Genomic DNA, 13,935 nt, shown 5'->3' with positions numbered 1-13,935 from the left:
CTCCACGAATTCAGTTCGCGGTGAGTCCCCCTCACCCGGATCGCGCGCTGGCGCGCGCCACATAGCCGAAGCTTTGCTTCGGCGTTCTTTTTTAAGAACGGCCGCCGAAGGCGGCCTATGCTCTCCCCGCAAGCGGGGCGAGGTGTAGATGCAGCGTGGTTCTTGTGAGTCCTCACTGCATCACTCCGGGAAGGTGACCATGCGCGTGAACCGCGCGAGGATCTGGTCGAGCAGCATGCCGACGAGGCCGATCAGGAGAATGGCGATGATGACGTTGGTAATGGAGAGGTTATTCCACTCGTTCCAGACGAAGTAGCCGATGCCGGTGCCGCCGACCAGCATCTCGGCGGCGACGATCACGAGCCAGGCGATCCCGATCGAAATCCGCATGCCCGTCAGAATCGTCGGCGCCGCCGCCGGCAGGATCACGGTGAAGGCGCGCCTAAAAGTGCCGACCTCGAGCGTGCGCGCGACGTTGATCCATTCCTTCCGCACCGAAGCCACGCCGAACGCGGTATTGAGCAGCATCGGCCACACCGAGCAGATGAAAATGACAAAAATCGCCGACAGCCCGGAATCCTTGATCGTGTAGAGCGCGAGCGGCATCCAGGCGAGCGGCGAAATCGGCTTTAGAATCTGGATGAACGGATCGAGCGCCTGGTTGATCAAAGGCGACATCCCGATCAAAAAGCCGAGCGGGATCGCGACCAGCACCGCGAGCAGATAGCCGAGCCCGACGCGGGCGATCGAATAGCCTAGCTGGATGCCGAGACCTTTGTCGTTCGGCCCGTTGTCGTAGAACGGCCGCCTGACGTGCTCCCATAGCTTCGCGCCGACATCGAGCGGACCCGGCATCGCCGACTTGCCTTGCGTCGCCGTCAGGCCCATCAGTTTTGCATACTCCGGGCTCATGCTGGCCGTCGCACCGGTGCTGCGCGTCGCGATGTGCCAGATGCCGATGAAGGCCAGAAACAGCGCGATCGACACGATCGCCGCGCGGAAACGAAGCGAGGTGGTCATCTCCCTCTCCCCGCTTGCGGGGCCGAGACGAGCCAAGCTCGCTCTGAGAGCGTCGGGGTGAGGGGCTCTCTCCACGGGCGTAGATCGCGGTGAGAGCCCCTCACCCCGATCGCGCGCTGACGCGTGCGATCGGACCTCTCCCCGCGAAGAGCGGGGAGAGGTGAAGAGGAAGCAGCCATCACGCTCACGATGCCTTCCTGATCTTGAAGCTTGCGAGATAATCATCCGGCTTTTCCGGATCGAAGCTCTTGCCCATCACGGAAAACGACTTGTACGAGGTCGCCGGCGGCGCAAGTCCCATTTCCGTCATCACCTTGCGGGTGTCGGTCGCGAGATAGACCTGTTCGGCCACCTGCTTGTAATCGACATCGCCCTTGATCTGGCCCCAGCGCTTCATCTGCGTCAGCATCCAGACCGCGAAGGATTGCCAGGGGAACGGATCGAAATCGACGCGCTTGGCGTCGGTTTTCACGCCGCCGAGACCATCCGCATAGGTCCCGGTCAATACCTGCTCCAGCACGGTGACGGGCGCATTGATGTAGTTCGCCGGCGCAATGGCCTCTGCGATCTGCTTGCGGTTTTCGGCCTTCGACGCATAGGCGGTGGCGTCGACGATCGCGCGCGTCAACGCCGCGAAACTGTTGGGCGATGTCGTGATGAACTCCCGGCTCGCGGCAAAACTGCAGCAGGGATGGCCGTCCCAGATCTCCTTGGACAGGATGTGCATGAAGCCGACGCCGTCATAGATCGCGCGCTGGCAGATATTGTCGGGCGCAAGAAAGCCGTCGATGTTGTCGGCACGCAGATTGGCGACCATTTCCGGCGGCGGTACCGAGCGCAATTGCACGTCTGTGTCGGGATCGAGGCCGTGCTCGGCGAGATAATAGCGCAACAAATAATTGTGCATGGAATAGTCGAAGGGAATGGCGAATTTCATGCCCTTCCAGTCTTTCGGGTCGCGCTTGTCCTTGTGCTTCATCGCCAGCGCGATGCCCTGGCCGTTGATGTTTTCGATCGCCGGCACGGTGAAGGGAATCGCGTTTGCACCCAACCCCAGCGAAATCGCGATCGGCATCGGCGCCAGCATGTGCGCGGCGTCGTATTCCTTGTTCAGCGTCTTGTCGCGGATCACCGCCCAGCCGGCGGTCTTGACGACCTCGACGTTGAGGCCGTGCTTGGCATAGAAGCCAAGCGGTGCCGCCATGATGATCGGCGTCGCGCAGGTGATCGGGATAAAGCCGACTTTCAAGTCTTTTTTCTCTGGCGTGCCGGCTTCGGCGAAAGCCTCGGTCGCCGTTCGAAGCGGGAAAAATTGCGAGATCGCGGCAAGCGCGGTGGAAGCGCCGACCGATTTCAGGAACGCCCGGCGCGCCGCATCCTTCGGGAACATGGCCCGCATCACGGCGGAAGCCACCACGCCCTCGTAGCACCTCTCTTCGCTCTTTTCTTCTCTTGCGACCGGCTCGCAACGTAGCGCCAGCGCCGCCCGCTCATGCTCGTCGGCGGACCGATGCTGGCCGCAGACGCAGCCCGAGCGTGACAGATTCAGACTGGCATCAAAGGGATCGTCGAAGGTGGACATGCCCTATTTCCTTAAACTTGATAACCAAAGGGCAAACCGCCGCTTTCAGCGAGTTCACCGCCCGGCCGCGGGAGTGCGACCGGGCGATGAAAAAACATGCAGCTTTTATGCCGCTTTCGTGAGCTTGGGCTCCGTGGGCAGGCCTTCCTCGATCGGCAACGACGGGTCCCTCGACCATTCGTTCCACGATCCGAAATACATCCGCACGTCCTTTACGCCGGCGTTTTTCAGGGCGAGGAACGTGTTCGATGCCCGCGCGCCCTTGAAGCAATAGAGGTAGACCGGGGTATTTTGGGAGATACCGACGGTCGCGCATTCCGCCAGGATTTCGTCCTTCGACTTGAAGCGCGGGCCCTCCGCGGTCGGCTTCATCATGCGGTACCATTCCAGCCACACCGCGCCGGGGATGCGTCCCTTGCGCGGGCAAAAATCCTTGCCGTAGGGCGAGGAGCTGTCGCCGATCCATTCGTCGACGTCGCGGACGTCGAGCAGCGCGATGCCGGGCTTGCCGACCGCCGCCAGCATGGTCTTGGCGTCGATCAGGATTTCGCTGGCCTCAGGTACGATCGAGAACGAGGCCGGCGCCGGCTTCGGCACGTCGGTCGTGACCGGCAGGCCGCTGGCCGCCCAGGCGTCGAAGCCGCCATGGAGCACCTTGATCTTGGGATAGCCCAGCATGGTCAGAAGGTAATAGCCGCGGCAGGACTGGCCGAAGCCGGTGTTCATCGACTGTTCGTAGATAACGGCGGTTTCCTTGCCCGAGAGCCCGGCCTTGCCGAAGGCGTCGGCGAATTTTGTCTTCAGCTCGTTCATGCCCTCCGGCGTCGAGGTAGCGAGATAGGTGAAGATCTCGTGCACGTTCACGGCAAAGGGGATGTGTCCGGCGCTATACGCATCGGGGTTTCGCGTGTCGATGATCACGCAGGGCTCTTTGGCAGCGAGATTGGCGAGTTCACCGGCAGATATCAGAACGTCCGTCATGGCAGGCCTCTCCTGTTGTGGTTACGAAGGTAGGGTCGATCCGGGATCCTCTTTAAATTCACATGTCATCCAGCATCTTGCGGAGTTGCTTGGTCGCCGGCGTGACAATCGCGACGAAGTAAGCCTCGCGCAGCCGGCGCTGCACGCGATGACTCCTGAGATAGCCGCGCGCGCCGCAATGAAGCATCGCCGCGTTGGCGGCCGCGACGCTGGCATCGCCGCACTTGAGCCGGAGCGCGACGACGCGGCGCCAGTAATCATCGCTTGCGTTGAACGGGTCGCTCGCGAGTTCCATGGTTTCCGATTCGAGCTCGGAATAAAGCTCGCGGAAGTCGGCCGGCTGTTGCGGCAGATAGCGATTGACGTGGCCAAGCGGTGCAGCCACTTCGTCCATGATCGCAATGCAATCCTTGATCAGGCCGAGCGCCATGCCGGCCTGCAGCAGGATAAAACCGGCGCGGATCTTCTTCACAAACGGGGCAGCGGTTTCCGCCAGGATGAGATCGTTGGGCACGAAGACGTCGCGGAATTGCACGCCATAGGTGCCGGTACCGTCCATGGCGAGGAACGGTTTGCACGGCTGCAGCGTGATCGCGGGATCGGAGCAGTCGGCGAGGAACATCACGATCTCGCCGGGCTTGTTTTCGATCTCGAAGATCGTGCCGAAGAAATGATCCTCCCCGAGATTGGAAACCCAGGGCAGCGCGCCGCGCACAACATAGCCGCCGTCGACCCTGCGGCCTTTCAGCTTCAGCTTCTCAATCCCGAAGAAGGTCTTCATCGGATTGGACAAACCAGTCCCGCCGAGAATTTTTCCGCTCGAAACGGCGTCTTCGAATCGGGCGACCAGCGCCGGATTGGAGGAATTGGTGACGTACCAGGCGAGCGTATCCTGGCACCAGGCCATGAAGGCGGTGGCGCCGCAAACTTCACCAACCGCGGCCATCGATTGGATGGCGCAGCGCAGATCAGCCGCGCCGTTCCTGGTCAGATGGCTGCCCCAGGCCCCGGCATCGCCGAGCCGCCGCAGCACATCGGCGGGATAGATCTCACCGCTGTCGATGTCGGCCGCCAGCGGCGCCAGCTCGCGACGCGCAATGGAAGTGACCGCATCGACGATCGATGCCGGCGAAAGGTCGTCTTCGTCGACGACCGTAAGACGCGATGCGGCCACTGGGTTCATCAGATGCTCCGAACGAAGCGTGTTTGCAAAAGACGATCAAAAAGACGATTGCAACGGCGAAAACTTCCGCCAGCGGCTTAAGCGCTGACCTCGAGATTGACCGGCCGCGTAAACGTGTTGGCGACCGGCGACCATTTTTTCACGTGGGTCACCAGCACATCGATCTCGCTTTGCGGGACGCCTTCGCACTCCATGTCGACCTTGACCCGCACATCGGTAAAACCGACCGGCTTTTCGCTGACGTCGCCGGTGCCCCAGACGGCGGTGATGTTGAGGTCGCCCTCGAGCTGAAGCTCGAGCTTGTTGACGGTCCAGCCGCGATGCACGGCGTTGGCGTGCAGTCCGACCGCAAGGCACGAGCCGAGCGCAGCGAGCGAAGCCTCCGACGGATTGGGCGCGGTGTCGTCGCCCAGAAGCCCCGGCGGCTCATCGACGATGTAGGGCGGCAGGTTGCGGATATAGTTGGCGTGGCGAAACTTGCCTTCGGCGACCGTCTTGCACTTCAAGGTCTTGATGACCTTCGGATTGGCCTTGCCGTTGGCAATGAGCTGCTCCAGCCCTTGTCTGTCGATCGGGGCGAGGCAGCCTGTAAGCACTGTTTTTTGAGCGACCGCGGTCATCTGTTTTCTCCCTAGGGGGTAGGATACCGAACGGTCTGTTTCCTGCATAACCCGTGCCAGATGCCGCGCAAATCGAAATGCGAGGTGTTGTAGTCGCTTAGCCCGTGCTGCCTTCGGTTTGGTCAGCCGCGCTTTGCTTAATCGCGATGCAGTTGCCGCCTTGGCGCGATTATTTTGGGCAAATGAAGATGCGACTTGATGATTTCCCTGCGGTCCGATTAACTGCGGCGCATGGGCAAATCAGCTTCGAAGAAAAGATCGACCGCGGCGGCACACCCCGCCGGCGATGAGGAATCAGCGCGCGGGCGCCTTCTCAACGCGGCGACGCATCTGTTCTGCAAGAACGGCATCAACGCCACCGGCATCGATGCCATCATCGACGAGGCCGGCACGGCGAAGACCACGCTCTACAAATTGTTCGGCTCGAAGACCAATCTCGTGCATGCGGTGCTCGAGAGCGAAGGCAAGCAGTGGCGCGAATGGTTCATCGGTGCCATCGAAGCCGGTGGCGGCGATCCACAGACAAAACTGACGCGGATCTTTCCGGCGCTGAAGAAGTGGTTCGGCGAGGAACGTTTTTACGGTTGCCCGTTCATCAATGCGGTCGCCGAGCACGACAAGGATCAGAAGCAGTTTCGCAACATCGCGTTACGCCACAAGAAGGTCGTGCTCGCCCACATCGAAAAGCTCGCCGGCGAAATGGGCGCGGCGGAGCCGGAAGTTCTCGCCCATCAGCTTGCCCTATTGATCGACGGCGCCATCGTCGCCGCCATGGTTTCGCGCGACCCCTGCGTCGCCGATACCGCGGGACTTGCGGCGGGCTCGCTGTTTGGACCGTCAAAGGTGAAAAAGCCGAAACGCGCAAGCAGCGCAGCTGAGCAACTCGTGGCAGTCTAAGCCGTCGTCTCGGCGAACGCCGGGTTTGAAGCCGTCATTGCGAGCGCAGCGAAGCAATCCATCGCGCCGCAACGCCAAAAGCTGGATTGCTTCGTCGCTTCGCTCCTCGCAATGACGGCAAATCTCGTTAGCGCGGGCCCAGCAGCGCAGCTTCCAGCCGCTCCAGTTCCGCCGCCAGATCGCCCTCGATATCGGCGACACGCATCTTGATCACCCGGTAGTCCCGCGCCTCCAGCCACGCCTGCCGCGCGGCGCGATCGTTTGCAATCACCGCCGTTTCGTCCAGATTGATCAGCTCGACCGCGATCCGGTGCACGAAGGAGACAAAATCCGGAATGTGCCGGCCGACCGGGGTCTGGCGCTTGAATTGCCCGGCAAAGCGGCGATCCGAGGTCAGGGCCTGCCACAGGATGCGCTCGGCATCGGTCGGATTTCGCCGCAGCAAACGCGCCAGCCCCCGCACCGTGCCGCTCTCCGACGGCAAGGCGCCCTGCCCGTGCTCGGCGAGCAGCGCGCGGAGTCTTGTGGCCTGGGCGCCGTCGAGCACGCCGCCCTTCGCCGGTCCCTTGCGCCCCTCGGCGATTGCCATCACCACGCCATGGAGTGTGTGCATATCCTGCTTGGTCGGTTCCATCCGCGCAAAAATGTTGCGCAGATTGACCAGCATGGTCTCGCGCTTCTCGGCGGGGCGCAGAAATTCGACCCTGTCGAGCTCGCGCACCAGATTGTCGAAGAATGCCTGCGTCTGATGCTGCGAGGCGCGCTCGGAATGTTCGGGCATCGCAAACGGCAGCGCCCCCTCGGTCGAAAGCTTGAACCATTCATAACCGATCAGCAGCACCGCCTGCGCCAGGTTCAGCGAGGCAAAGCCGGGATTGACCGGAAAGGTGATGATGCGGTTGGCGCGCGCCACCTCCTCGTTCTGCAAGCCATAGCGCTCGCGGCCGAACAGGATGCCGACCGTGCCGCCGCCCTTGATGTCGCTCGCGATCTCCCGCGCGGCCAGTTCCGGCGCCACCACGGGCTTGGCCTGATCGTGGGCGCGGGCGGTGGTGGCGAACAACAATGTGCAGTCGGCGACCGCCTGCTCGACCGTGTCGAACAGTTTTGCCTGCTCGAGAATATGGTCGGCGCCGGCAGCCGCCCGCTGCGCGCTGATATTCGGCCAGCCGTCGCGCGGGTTGACGATGCGCAGCCGGGTGAGCGCAAAATTGCCCATCGCGCGCGCGGCCATCCCGATATTCTCGCCGAGCTGCGGCTCGACCAAAATCACAATGGGACCAACGAGATCGACGCCTATCTTAGTCTTATCGGTGCCCGACCCGGACATCTCACTTCACTTTCTGATTCAAGTTCTGAACAGTTTGAATCAGGCTCCGAAGAGGCTGATTCAAAGCCTTAGGCGGCGGCCGCTATTCGATGGCCTGTCCGAAAGAAATTCTCAAGCAATATAATTGGCTTAGCGACGTCTTTGAATCTTCGGTCAAAACCTCAATTCGGGCTTCCACAGCCCCCCTGTTTCCCGGCAATTTTCGCCAATACAGCCGTCTCCCGCTGGGTCAATGCTATCCACGAGACCGCATTTTCGAGCAAGCACATGGCAAGGCTATTCTGTCACGATCATCCGGACACCCTCGTCGTTGAGACCGAGATTGTCGACGCGAAACCCGGCCGCGTATTGTTGGCGCAATCGCCGTTTTATCCCGGCGGCGGCGGGCAACTTGCCGACCGCGGGATGCTGCACTGGTCCGGCGGCGCGACCGCGATCGTCGGGTTCGAGTCCGCCGAAGGCAGGCTCTGGCACCTGCTGGCCGACGCGGCTGAGCCGAGCGGAACCGTGCAGGCGGCGGTCGATCCGGGGTTCCGCCAGATGATGCGCGAGCTGCATACCGATACACATATCCTCAACGCGCTGGTGTTCCAGAGTTTTAACGGCGCCCTCGTCACCGGCGTTCAGATGAACGAGGACGGCACCGCGCGGATGGATTTCGACCTGCCGGAAGCCGACAACGACCGGCTCCGCGCGCTGGAAGCGCCGATCAATGACGCGATCCGGCAGAACCTAATCGTGCGCGACGACTACATCCCGGCCGAGGATGCCTACGACCAACCCGGATTGATCCGCTCGAAATCGGTGGCGCCGCCGCCGACGCCGGACGGCAAAATTCGCATCGTCGAGATCGTCGGTCTCGATCGCCAGGCCTGCGGCGGCACGCACCTCGGCGCGACCGGGGCTTCTCGCGGGCTTCGAATTCTCAAGATCGAGAACAAGGGCAGGCATAATCGGCGCCTGCGTATCGCCCTGGAGGGAACGTCTTCGTGATGGTCTTCGCCTCTTGACGAGCCAATCGTAACATATATTGTTACGACTGGGTCAAGGAGCGATCAATGCCCGATTACAATTATGATCTCCTTCGTGTCGAGCGCGCGGGCAGCGTCGCCTGGGTAATCATCGATCATCCGCCAATCAACCTGCTCGATGTCAGGCTGATGGGCGAACTCGATCGCCTTGAAACCGAGCTGCGCGCCGATGACGCCGTCCGCGTGGTGATTTTCGAGAGCGCAAATCCCGATTTCTTCCTGGCGCACTATGACATCGCGGACTTGGTTTCGCGTTGCGGGCCGCCGCCCGCTCCCGCCGTCACGCTAAAGCGTTTCCATGCGATGCTGGAGCGCTACCGGCTGATGCCGAAGATAACGATCGCGCTTTTGGAGGGCGCTGCACGAGGCGGCGGCAGCGAGTTCACGCTGGCGCTCGACATGCGCTTCGCCGCCATCGGCCGCGCCATTCTCGGCCAGCCGGAGGTCGCACTTGGCCTGATCCCCGGCGGCGGCGGCACCCAGCATTTGGCGCGCCTGGCCGGCCGCGCCCGGGCGCTTGAGATCATCGCAGGCTGCGAGGCTTTCGATGCGCAAACCGCCGAGCGTTACGGCTGGGTCAACCGGGCCCTGCCGGCAGACGAACTGCGCCCGTTCGTCACTCGCCTCGCCGCGCGTATCGCCTCCCATCCTCCGAATGCGATCGCGCGGGCCAAGCTCGCCGTCGATGCGGCGTTGCCTCAAATGCATCGCGGTCTCATGGAAGAGGCCCAGCTTTTCAGCGCATCGCTGGCGGATCCCGTCAGCGAACAACGCATGCGCGCTTATATGGCGGCAGGCGGTCAGAGCAGGCAAGTCGAGCTACGCTTCGAGGAAGCGCTCGATGTTGCGGTCGCGGGTCTGCGATGAGCGCGAACAGTCAACTGACGGTCGCGATCCACATTCTGTCCTGGATGGCGCTGGTCGAACGAAACCGGCCCGGCCCAGTGACCTCGGAGCGGATCGCGCTCAGCGTCAACACCAATCCGGTCGTGATCCGCCGTGCCCTGGGCCTCCTTCAAAAGGCCGGTCTGGTCCAGAGCCAGCGCGGCGCCAATGCAGGATGGGTGCTGGCCAAACGTCCAACCGCGATCACGCTGCTCGATATCTATAACGCGGTGGAAACAGGCCCGCTGTTTGCCATGCATCATTCCACCCCGAACCAGACCTGCCCGGTCGGCAGAGGCATCCAGCCCACCCTGAAGGACGTGTACGGGGGACTGGAGAGATCGCTCCGGCGTGATCTCGCGAAAACGACGGTGGCGCAGGTGCTGGCGGAAACGGTCGACTGATCAAAATAAGCGTGCGGCGATCTCCGTGAAGGGAAGAATGTACCTCGACCCTAGATGTAACAAATATTGTTACATCTAGCCCCAAAGCAAAAAGGAGTGCGTTGGATGACAACGATGCAGGCCCTTGTCGCATATGGTACCGGTGAACCTGCGGAAGTGCTTCGCCTGGAAACCCGCCCTGTCCCCCAGCCGGGTCGCGGACAGGTACGGATCCGCGTCGCGGCCACGCCCATCCACGCCAGCGACCTCCACATCCTTCGCGGCCGGTATGGCTTCGCGCCACCATTGCCCGCTGTGCTGGGCCTGGAATCCGTCGGGCTCATCGACGCGATCGGCGAGGGAGTTGATGCGCTCTCGATTGGCCAGCGTGTCATCACCGTGGGCGTGACAGGGACGTGGCAGGAATTCCTCGTTGCGGACGCAGCGCGCGTGCTGCCGGTACCGAAAGAGATGAGCGCATCAACCGCGGCGCAACTGCTTGCGAACCCCTTAACCGCGCAGCTCCTCGTCACCAACGAACTCGGCGTCCAGCCTGGCGAGTGGCTGCTGCAGACCGCGGCAGGTTCGACGGTCGGAAAGATGGTTTTGCAGCTCGGGAAGCATCTCGGCTTTAAGACCATCAATGTCGTGCGCCGCCGCGCCGCCGTCGCGGAGATAAAGGCGCTGGGTGGCACCGAAGTGATTTGCAGCGAGGACGAGGACATAAGACAACGCGTTTCGGAAATTGCCGGCCCTGATGGTGTCTCAAAGGCGATCGATTGTGTCGCCGGCCAGGTCGGCGCCGACGTCTCCCGCTCGCTGACGCCGGGCGGGACGATGATTGTGTACGGTGCGCTCTCAACGCATCGCCAGACCGAACCTGAGAAACTCACTATCCCGTTATTCGCCCGGTCCGTGATCTACGAAACCAAGATCACCAAAGGATTCTGGCTCTACCGTTGGTTCTCGACCACACCACGGGAGCAGATCAGCGCGGCGATTGCGGCGACCTTCAAACTTGTTGCCGGCGGAACTCTCCGGATACCGGAAGGACAACCGCTGAAAATCCAGCAGTTTAGCGATGCCGTCACCCTGGCAGAATCTCCAGCCCACGGGGGCAAGCCGCTGTTCGTTTTCTAGCGACGAGGCCCGCGCGACCTCGGCTACAGGTTGCACCGCAGCGTTCGCGCAATTTCGCGAACCCGTCAGAGCCCTGTTGCGACCAACTTGGCATGACCGCCTTCCTGCGCAGCAAGCTGGTGCCTGCCCGCCCTTCCATGGCCTCGGTCTATGGGCGGGCGGAAGTCAGCCGCATGGCGCCCGCCGATCCGGCCAAGGCGCTGGCGCTGGCGCATGCCATTCCCGACGCCTGGTATCGCGCGCAGGCGCTTTCCTATGTCGCAGCCCATGCGCGCGAATCGAATGTCCTCAAGATCCTCCGTGAAGCGGTCGCCGCCGCCTATGCCTGCGCGGATCCCTATAACACCGTGGCGGTGATGTCCTGGCCGCTCGAGGCCGCCTACAAGCGCGGGCATCATGACTATGCGGGGGGTGAGCTCGAAAGGGTCCTGCAGCTTGCACCAACTGTCGAGCCGCGCGCCTCGCGCGCCTTCGCCCTGCAATGTCTGTGGGGTGGCTGCTATGGCGCCGACGAAGCGTTCGCTGAGCCGGTCTGGCAGGCGATCCTCCGCCTGTGCAACCCTGATCACCACTGGCGCGAGGCAAGACTGTTTCGATATGTTGCCGAGGTCAGGGAGGCGCGCCATCCGGGTCACGCGGCGGAGGTGATTGCGGCGATGCCGATCGGCAAAGCCAGAGCCGCGCTGGCGCGCCGTTTCAGGGTCGCCTGAAATCGACGCTGGCTGCTCGCCCATTCGCCTTCCAGCCCGCGTTTTCGGATGCTATAGCGACGGTTGCGACTTAAATGCCAACCCGCCCCGAAACGCGCTGTTCCAAAAAGGCCCTCTTCCCCATGGCAAAAATCAAGGTGACCAACCCCGTCGTCGAACTCGATGGCGACGAGATGACCCGGATCATCTGGCAATACATCAAGGACAAGCTGATCCACCCGTTCCTCGATATCAACCTGATGTATTTCGACCTCGGGATGGAATACCGCGACAAGACCAACGATCAGGTCACGATCGACGCCGCCAATGCGATCAAGAAGGTCGGCGTCGGCGTCAAATGCGCCACCATCACCCCGGACGAAGCCCGGGTGAAGGAATTCGGCCTGAAGGAAATGTGGAAATCGCCGAACGGCACCATCCGCAACATTCTGGGCGGCGTGGTGTTCCGCGAACCCATCATCTGCAAGAACGTGCCGCGGCTGGTGCCGGGCTGGACCAAGCCGATCATCATCGGCCGCCACGCCTTCGGCGACCAGTACCGCGCCACCGACTTCAAGTTTCCGGGTAGGGGCACGCTGACGATGAAATTCGTCGGCGAGGACGGCAAGGTGATCGAACGCGAAGTCTACAAGGCGCCGAACGCCGGCATTGCGATGGGGATGTACAATCTCGACGATTCCATCGCCGATTTCGCCCGCGCCTCGCTCAACATGGGCCTTTCAAAAGGCTATTCGGTCTATCTCTCGACCAAGAACACCATCCTCAAGGTCTATGACGGCCGCTTCAAGGACATCTTCCAGGAGATTTTCGACAAGGAATTCAAGGCCCAGTTCGACGCCAAGAAAATCACCTACGAACACCGCCTGATCGACGACATGGTGGCGGCGGCGATGAAATGGTCGGGCGGCTACGTCTGGGCCTGCAAGAACTACGACGGCGACGTGCAGTCCGACACCGTCGCCCAAGGCTACGGCTCGCTCGGTCTGATGACCTCGGTGCTGATGACGCCGGACGGCAAGACGGTCGAAGCCGAGGCCGCCCATGGCACGGTGACGCGGCATTACCGCGAGCACCAGAAGGGCAAGGAGACCTCGACCAACTCGATCGCCTCGATCTTTGCCTGGACCCGCGGCCTGTCGCACCGCGCCAAGCTCGACAACAACGATGCGCTGGCCAAATTTGCGGCTACCCTGGAAAAGGTCTGCGTCGACACCGTCGAGGCCGGCTACATGACCAAGGATCTCGCGCTCCTGGTCGGCGCCGACCAGCGCTGGCTGTCCACCACCGGCTTCCTCGACAAGGTCGCGGAAAACCTGACCAAGGCGACGGCGGCGTAAGTCATGCCGCTTTTTCGGAGTGGTGCTCTCGCGCTTGTGCTGCTGTCGGGTTCGCTGGCGAGCGCTCCTGCCAATGAAGCTCCTCTTCCCGACGCCATCGCGGCGCCGGGAGAGACCGTCGTGCTCACCGTGCACGCCGAAGGCGCACAGGTCTATGAATGCAAGGCCGGCGCCGACGGCAAGCTCTCCTGGGCGTTCCGTGAGCCGATCGCGACGCTGATCGCGGATGGCAAGACCATCGGCCGCCACTATGCCGGACCGAACTGGGAGCACAGCGACGGCAGCGCCGTGGTCGGCAAGATTATCGGCAATGCCCCCGGTGCTACCGCGCGCGATATTCCCTGGCTGAAGCTCGACGTGGTCTCTAAGCGCGGCAGCGGCGTCCTCAGTAGTGTCACCACGGTGCAGCGGATCAACACGATGGGCGGCAAGCTCGATGGGGCGTGCGAAACCGCCGGCACCTATCGCAGCGCGCCCTACTCCGCGGATTATGTGTTCCTGCGCAAGGGCTAGGCCATGCTGTTCATGGTGATCGAGCGATTTAAAGACCGCGACCCGATCCCGGTCTACAAGCGCGTGCGCGATGTCGGGATCAAATTTCCCGATGGGCTGAAATATGTCGGCAGCTGGATCGAGCCCAATTTCGACCGCTGCTTCCAATTGATGGAATGCGACGACGCGCGGCTGCTGCAGGAGTGGATTTTGAACTGCCAGGGGTTCGGCATGACGTTTGAAATTGTGCCGGTGGTGCCGAGCAAGGAGACGCGCGAGGTCGTCGCGCCGTTTCTGGACCAGAAATAGCTATTCGATCGGCAAATCGCGTATCAGCCAACGCG

At 62.2% G+C, this 13,935-nt stretch carries 15 protein-coding genes; 9 read left to right on the top strand and 6 right to left on the bottom strand.

Annotation, left to right across the window (positions count from 1 at the left end):
- Positions 1-180 precede the first annotated feature (180 nt).
- From ntrB to B5526_RS31050, 5 genes are all read right to left on the bottom strand, one after another.
- The gene (gene ntrB / locus B5526_RS31070; protein WP_079543571.1) at positions 181-1,020 is read right to left on the bottom strand and encodes a nitrate ABC transporter permease; all 840 of its coding nucleotides are present in this window, start codon (positions 1,018-1,020) and stop codon (positions 181-183) included.
- Positions 1,021-1,204: 184 nt separating this feature from the next.
- The gene (locus B5526_RS31065; RefSeq protein ID WP_079543570.1) at positions 1,205-2,602 is read right to left on the bottom strand and encodes a CmpA/NrtA family ABC transporter substrate-binding protein; all 1,398 of its coding nucleotides are present in this window, start codon (positions 2,600-2,602) and stop codon (positions 1,205-1,207) included.
- A gap of 105 nt (positions 2,603-2,707) precedes the next feature.
- Positions 2,708-3,583, bottom strand: coding sequence for a sulfurtransferase (locus B5526_RS31060; protein WP_079543569.1), 876 nt, complete (start codon positions 3,581-3,583; stop codon positions 2,708-2,710).
- Between the two features lie 58 nt (positions 3,584-3,641).
- A complete protein-coding gene (locus tag B5526_RS31055; RefSeq protein WP_079543568.1) occupies positions 3,642-4,766 on the bottom strand; it encodes an acyl-CoA dehydrogenase family protein in 1,125 nt (374 codons plus the stop codon).
- Positions 4,767-4,843: 77 nt separating this feature from the next.
- A complete protein-coding gene (locus tag B5526_RS31050; protein WP_079543567.1) occupies positions 4,844-5,386 on the bottom strand; it encodes an OsmC family protein in 543 nt (180 codons plus the stop codon).
- Positions 5,387-5,617: 231 nt separating this feature from the next.
- Between B5526_RS31050 and B5526_RS31045 the strand changes: the two genes are divergently transcribed.
- Positions 5,618-6,283 (top strand): TetR/AcrR family transcriptional regulator, encoded by a 666-nt coding sequence (locus B5526_RS31045; RefSeq protein WP_079543566.1) that lies wholly within the window; start codon positions 5,618-5,620, stop codon positions 6,281-6,283.
- Between the two features lie 127 nt (positions 6,284-6,410).
- Here B5526_RS31045 and B5526_RS31040 read toward each other — a convergent pair whose 3' ends face one another.
- Positions 6,411-7,613, bottom strand: coding sequence for a TrmJ/YjtD family RNA methyltransferase (locus B5526_RS31040; RefSeq protein WP_079543565.1), 1,203 nt, complete (start codon positions 7,611-7,613; stop codon positions 6,411-6,413).
- Positions 7,614-7,880: 267 nt separating this feature from the next.
- Between B5526_RS31040 and B5526_RS31035 the strand changes: the two genes are divergently transcribed.
- The 8 genes from B5526_RS31035 (at position 7,881) to B5526_RS31000 (ending at position 13,900) form a co-directional block, all read left to right on the top strand.
- Positions 7,881-8,606 carry an alanyl-tRNA editing protein gene (locus B5526_RS31035; protein ID WP_079543564.1) on the top strand — a complete coding sequence of 242 codons (726 nt, stop codon included), beginning with the start codon at positions 7,881-7,883 and terminating at the stop codon, positions 8,604-8,606.
- Between the two features lie 65 nt (positions 8,607-8,671).
- The gene (locus B5526_RS31030) at positions 8,672-9,511 is read left to right on the top strand and encodes an enoyl-CoA hydratase/isomerase family protein (protein ID WP_079543563.1); all 840 of its coding nucleotides are present in this window, start codon (positions 8,672-8,674) and stop codon (positions 9,509-9,511) included.
- Positions 9,508-9,933, top strand: a complete 426-nt coding sequence (locus B5526_RS31025; protein WP_079543562.1) for an Rrf2 family transcriptional regulator — start codon at positions 9,508-9,510, stop codon at positions 9,931-9,933. The genes B5526_RS31030 and B5526_RS31025 overlap by 4 nt, the downstream gene beginning before the upstream one ends.
- A 105-nt stretch (positions 9,934-10,038) precedes the next feature.
- Positions 10,039-11,052 (top strand): zinc-dependent alcohol dehydrogenase family protein, encoded by a 1,014-nt coding sequence (locus B5526_RS31020; RefSeq protein ID WP_079543561.1) that lies wholly within the window; start codon positions 10,039-10,041, stop codon positions 11,050-11,052.
- A gap of 92 nt (positions 11,053-11,144) precedes the next feature.
- Positions 11,145-11,762 carry a hypothetical protein gene (locus B5526_RS31015; RefSeq protein ID WP_079543560.1) on the top strand — a complete coding sequence of 206 codons (618 nt, stop codon included), beginning with the start codon at positions 11,145-11,147 and terminating at the stop codon, positions 11,760-11,762.
- A 122-nt stretch (positions 11,763-11,884) separates the two neighbouring features.
- On the top strand, positions 11,885-13,099 hold the full coding sequence (locus B5526_RS31010) for an NADP-dependent isocitrate dehydrogenase (protein WP_079545619.1): 1,215 nt from the start codon (positions 11,885-11,887) through the stop codon (positions 13,097-13,099).
- A 3-nt stretch (positions 13,100-13,102) separates the two neighbouring features.
- Entirely contained in the window at positions 13,103-13,612 is a 510-nt protein-coding gene (locus B5526_RS31005) for a DUF3455 domain-containing protein (protein WP_079543559.1), read from the top strand.
- Between the two features lie 3 nt (positions 13,613-13,615).
- Entirely contained in the window at positions 13,616-13,900 is a 285-nt protein-coding gene (locus B5526_RS31000; RefSeq protein WP_079543558.1) for a DUF3303 domain-containing protein, read from the top strand.
- The last annotated feature ends 35 nt before the right edge of the window (positions 13,901-13,935 follow it).

Source organism: Bradyrhizobium lablabi, assembly GCF_900141755.1.
GTDB classification, from domain to species: domain Bacteria; phylum Pseudomonadota; class Alphaproteobacteria; order Rhizobiales; family Xanthobacteraceae; genus Bradyrhizobium; species Bradyrhizobium lablabi_A.
This window is presented reverse-complemented; position numbering and strand designations above follow the sequence as displayed.

Excerpts from the sequence above, each read along its gene's own strand:
- B5526_RS31020 (WP_079543561.1), top strand. The coding sequence starts at position 10,039 with ATGACAACGATGCAGGCCCTTGTCGCATATGGTACCGGTGAACCTGCG.
- B5526_RS31010 (WP_079545619.1), top strand. The coding sequence starts at position 11,885 with ATGGCAAAAATCAAGGTGACCAACCCCGTCGTCGAACTCGATGGCGAC.
- B5526_RS31005 (WP_079543559.1), top strand. The coding sequence starts at position 13,103 with ATGCCGCTTTTTCGGAGTGGTGCTCTCGCGCTTGTGCTGCTGTCGGGT.
- B5526_RS31025 (WP_079543562.1), top strand. The coding sequence starts at position 9,508 with ATGAGCGCGAACAGTCAACTGACGGTCGCGATCCACATTCTGTCCTGG.
- B5526_RS31030 (WP_079543563.1), top strand. The coding sequence starts at position 8,672 with ATGCCCGATTACAATTATGATCTCCTTCGTGTCGAGCGCGCGGGCAGC.
- B5526_RS31045 (WP_079543566.1), top strand. The coding sequence starts at position 5,618 with ATGGGCAAATCAGCTTCGAAGAAAAGATCGACCGCGGCGGCACACCCC.
- B5526_RS31040 (WP_079543565.1), bottom strand. The coding sequence starts at position 7,613 with ATGTCCGGGTCGGGCACCGATAAGACTAAGATAGGCGTCGATCTCGTT.
- B5526_RS31065 (WP_079543570.1), bottom strand. The coding sequence starts at position 2,602 with ATGTCCACCTTCGACGATCCCTTTGATGCCAGTCTGAATCTGTCACGC.
- B5526_RS31050 (WP_079543567.1), bottom strand. The coding sequence starts at position 5,386 with ATGACCGCGGTCGCTCAAAAAACAGTGCTTACAGGCTGCCTCGCCCCG.
- B5526_RS31035 (WP_079543564.1), top strand. The coding sequence starts at position 7,881 with ATGGCAAGGCTATTCTGTCACGATCATCCGGACACCCTCGTCGTTGAG.
- B5526_RS31015 (WP_079543560.1), top strand. The coding sequence starts at position 11,145 with ATGACCGCCTTCCTGCGCAGCAAGCTGGTGCCTGCCCGCCCTTCCATG.
- B5526_RS31055 (WP_079543568.1), bottom strand. The coding sequence starts at position 4,766 with ATGAACCCAGTGGCCGCATCGCGTCTTACGGTCGTCGACGAAGACGAC.
- B5526_RS31060 (WP_079543569.1), bottom strand. The coding sequence starts at position 3,583 with ATGACGGACGTTCTGATATCTGCCGGTGAACTCGCCAATCTCGCTGCC.
- ntrB (WP_079543571.1), bottom strand. The coding sequence starts at position 1,020 with ATGACCACCTCGCTTCGTTTCCGCGCGGCGATCGTGTCGATCGCGCTG.
- B5526_RS31000 (WP_079543558.1), top strand. The coding sequence starts at position 13,616 with ATGCTGTTCATGGTGATCGAGCGATTTAAAGACCGCGACCCGATCCCG.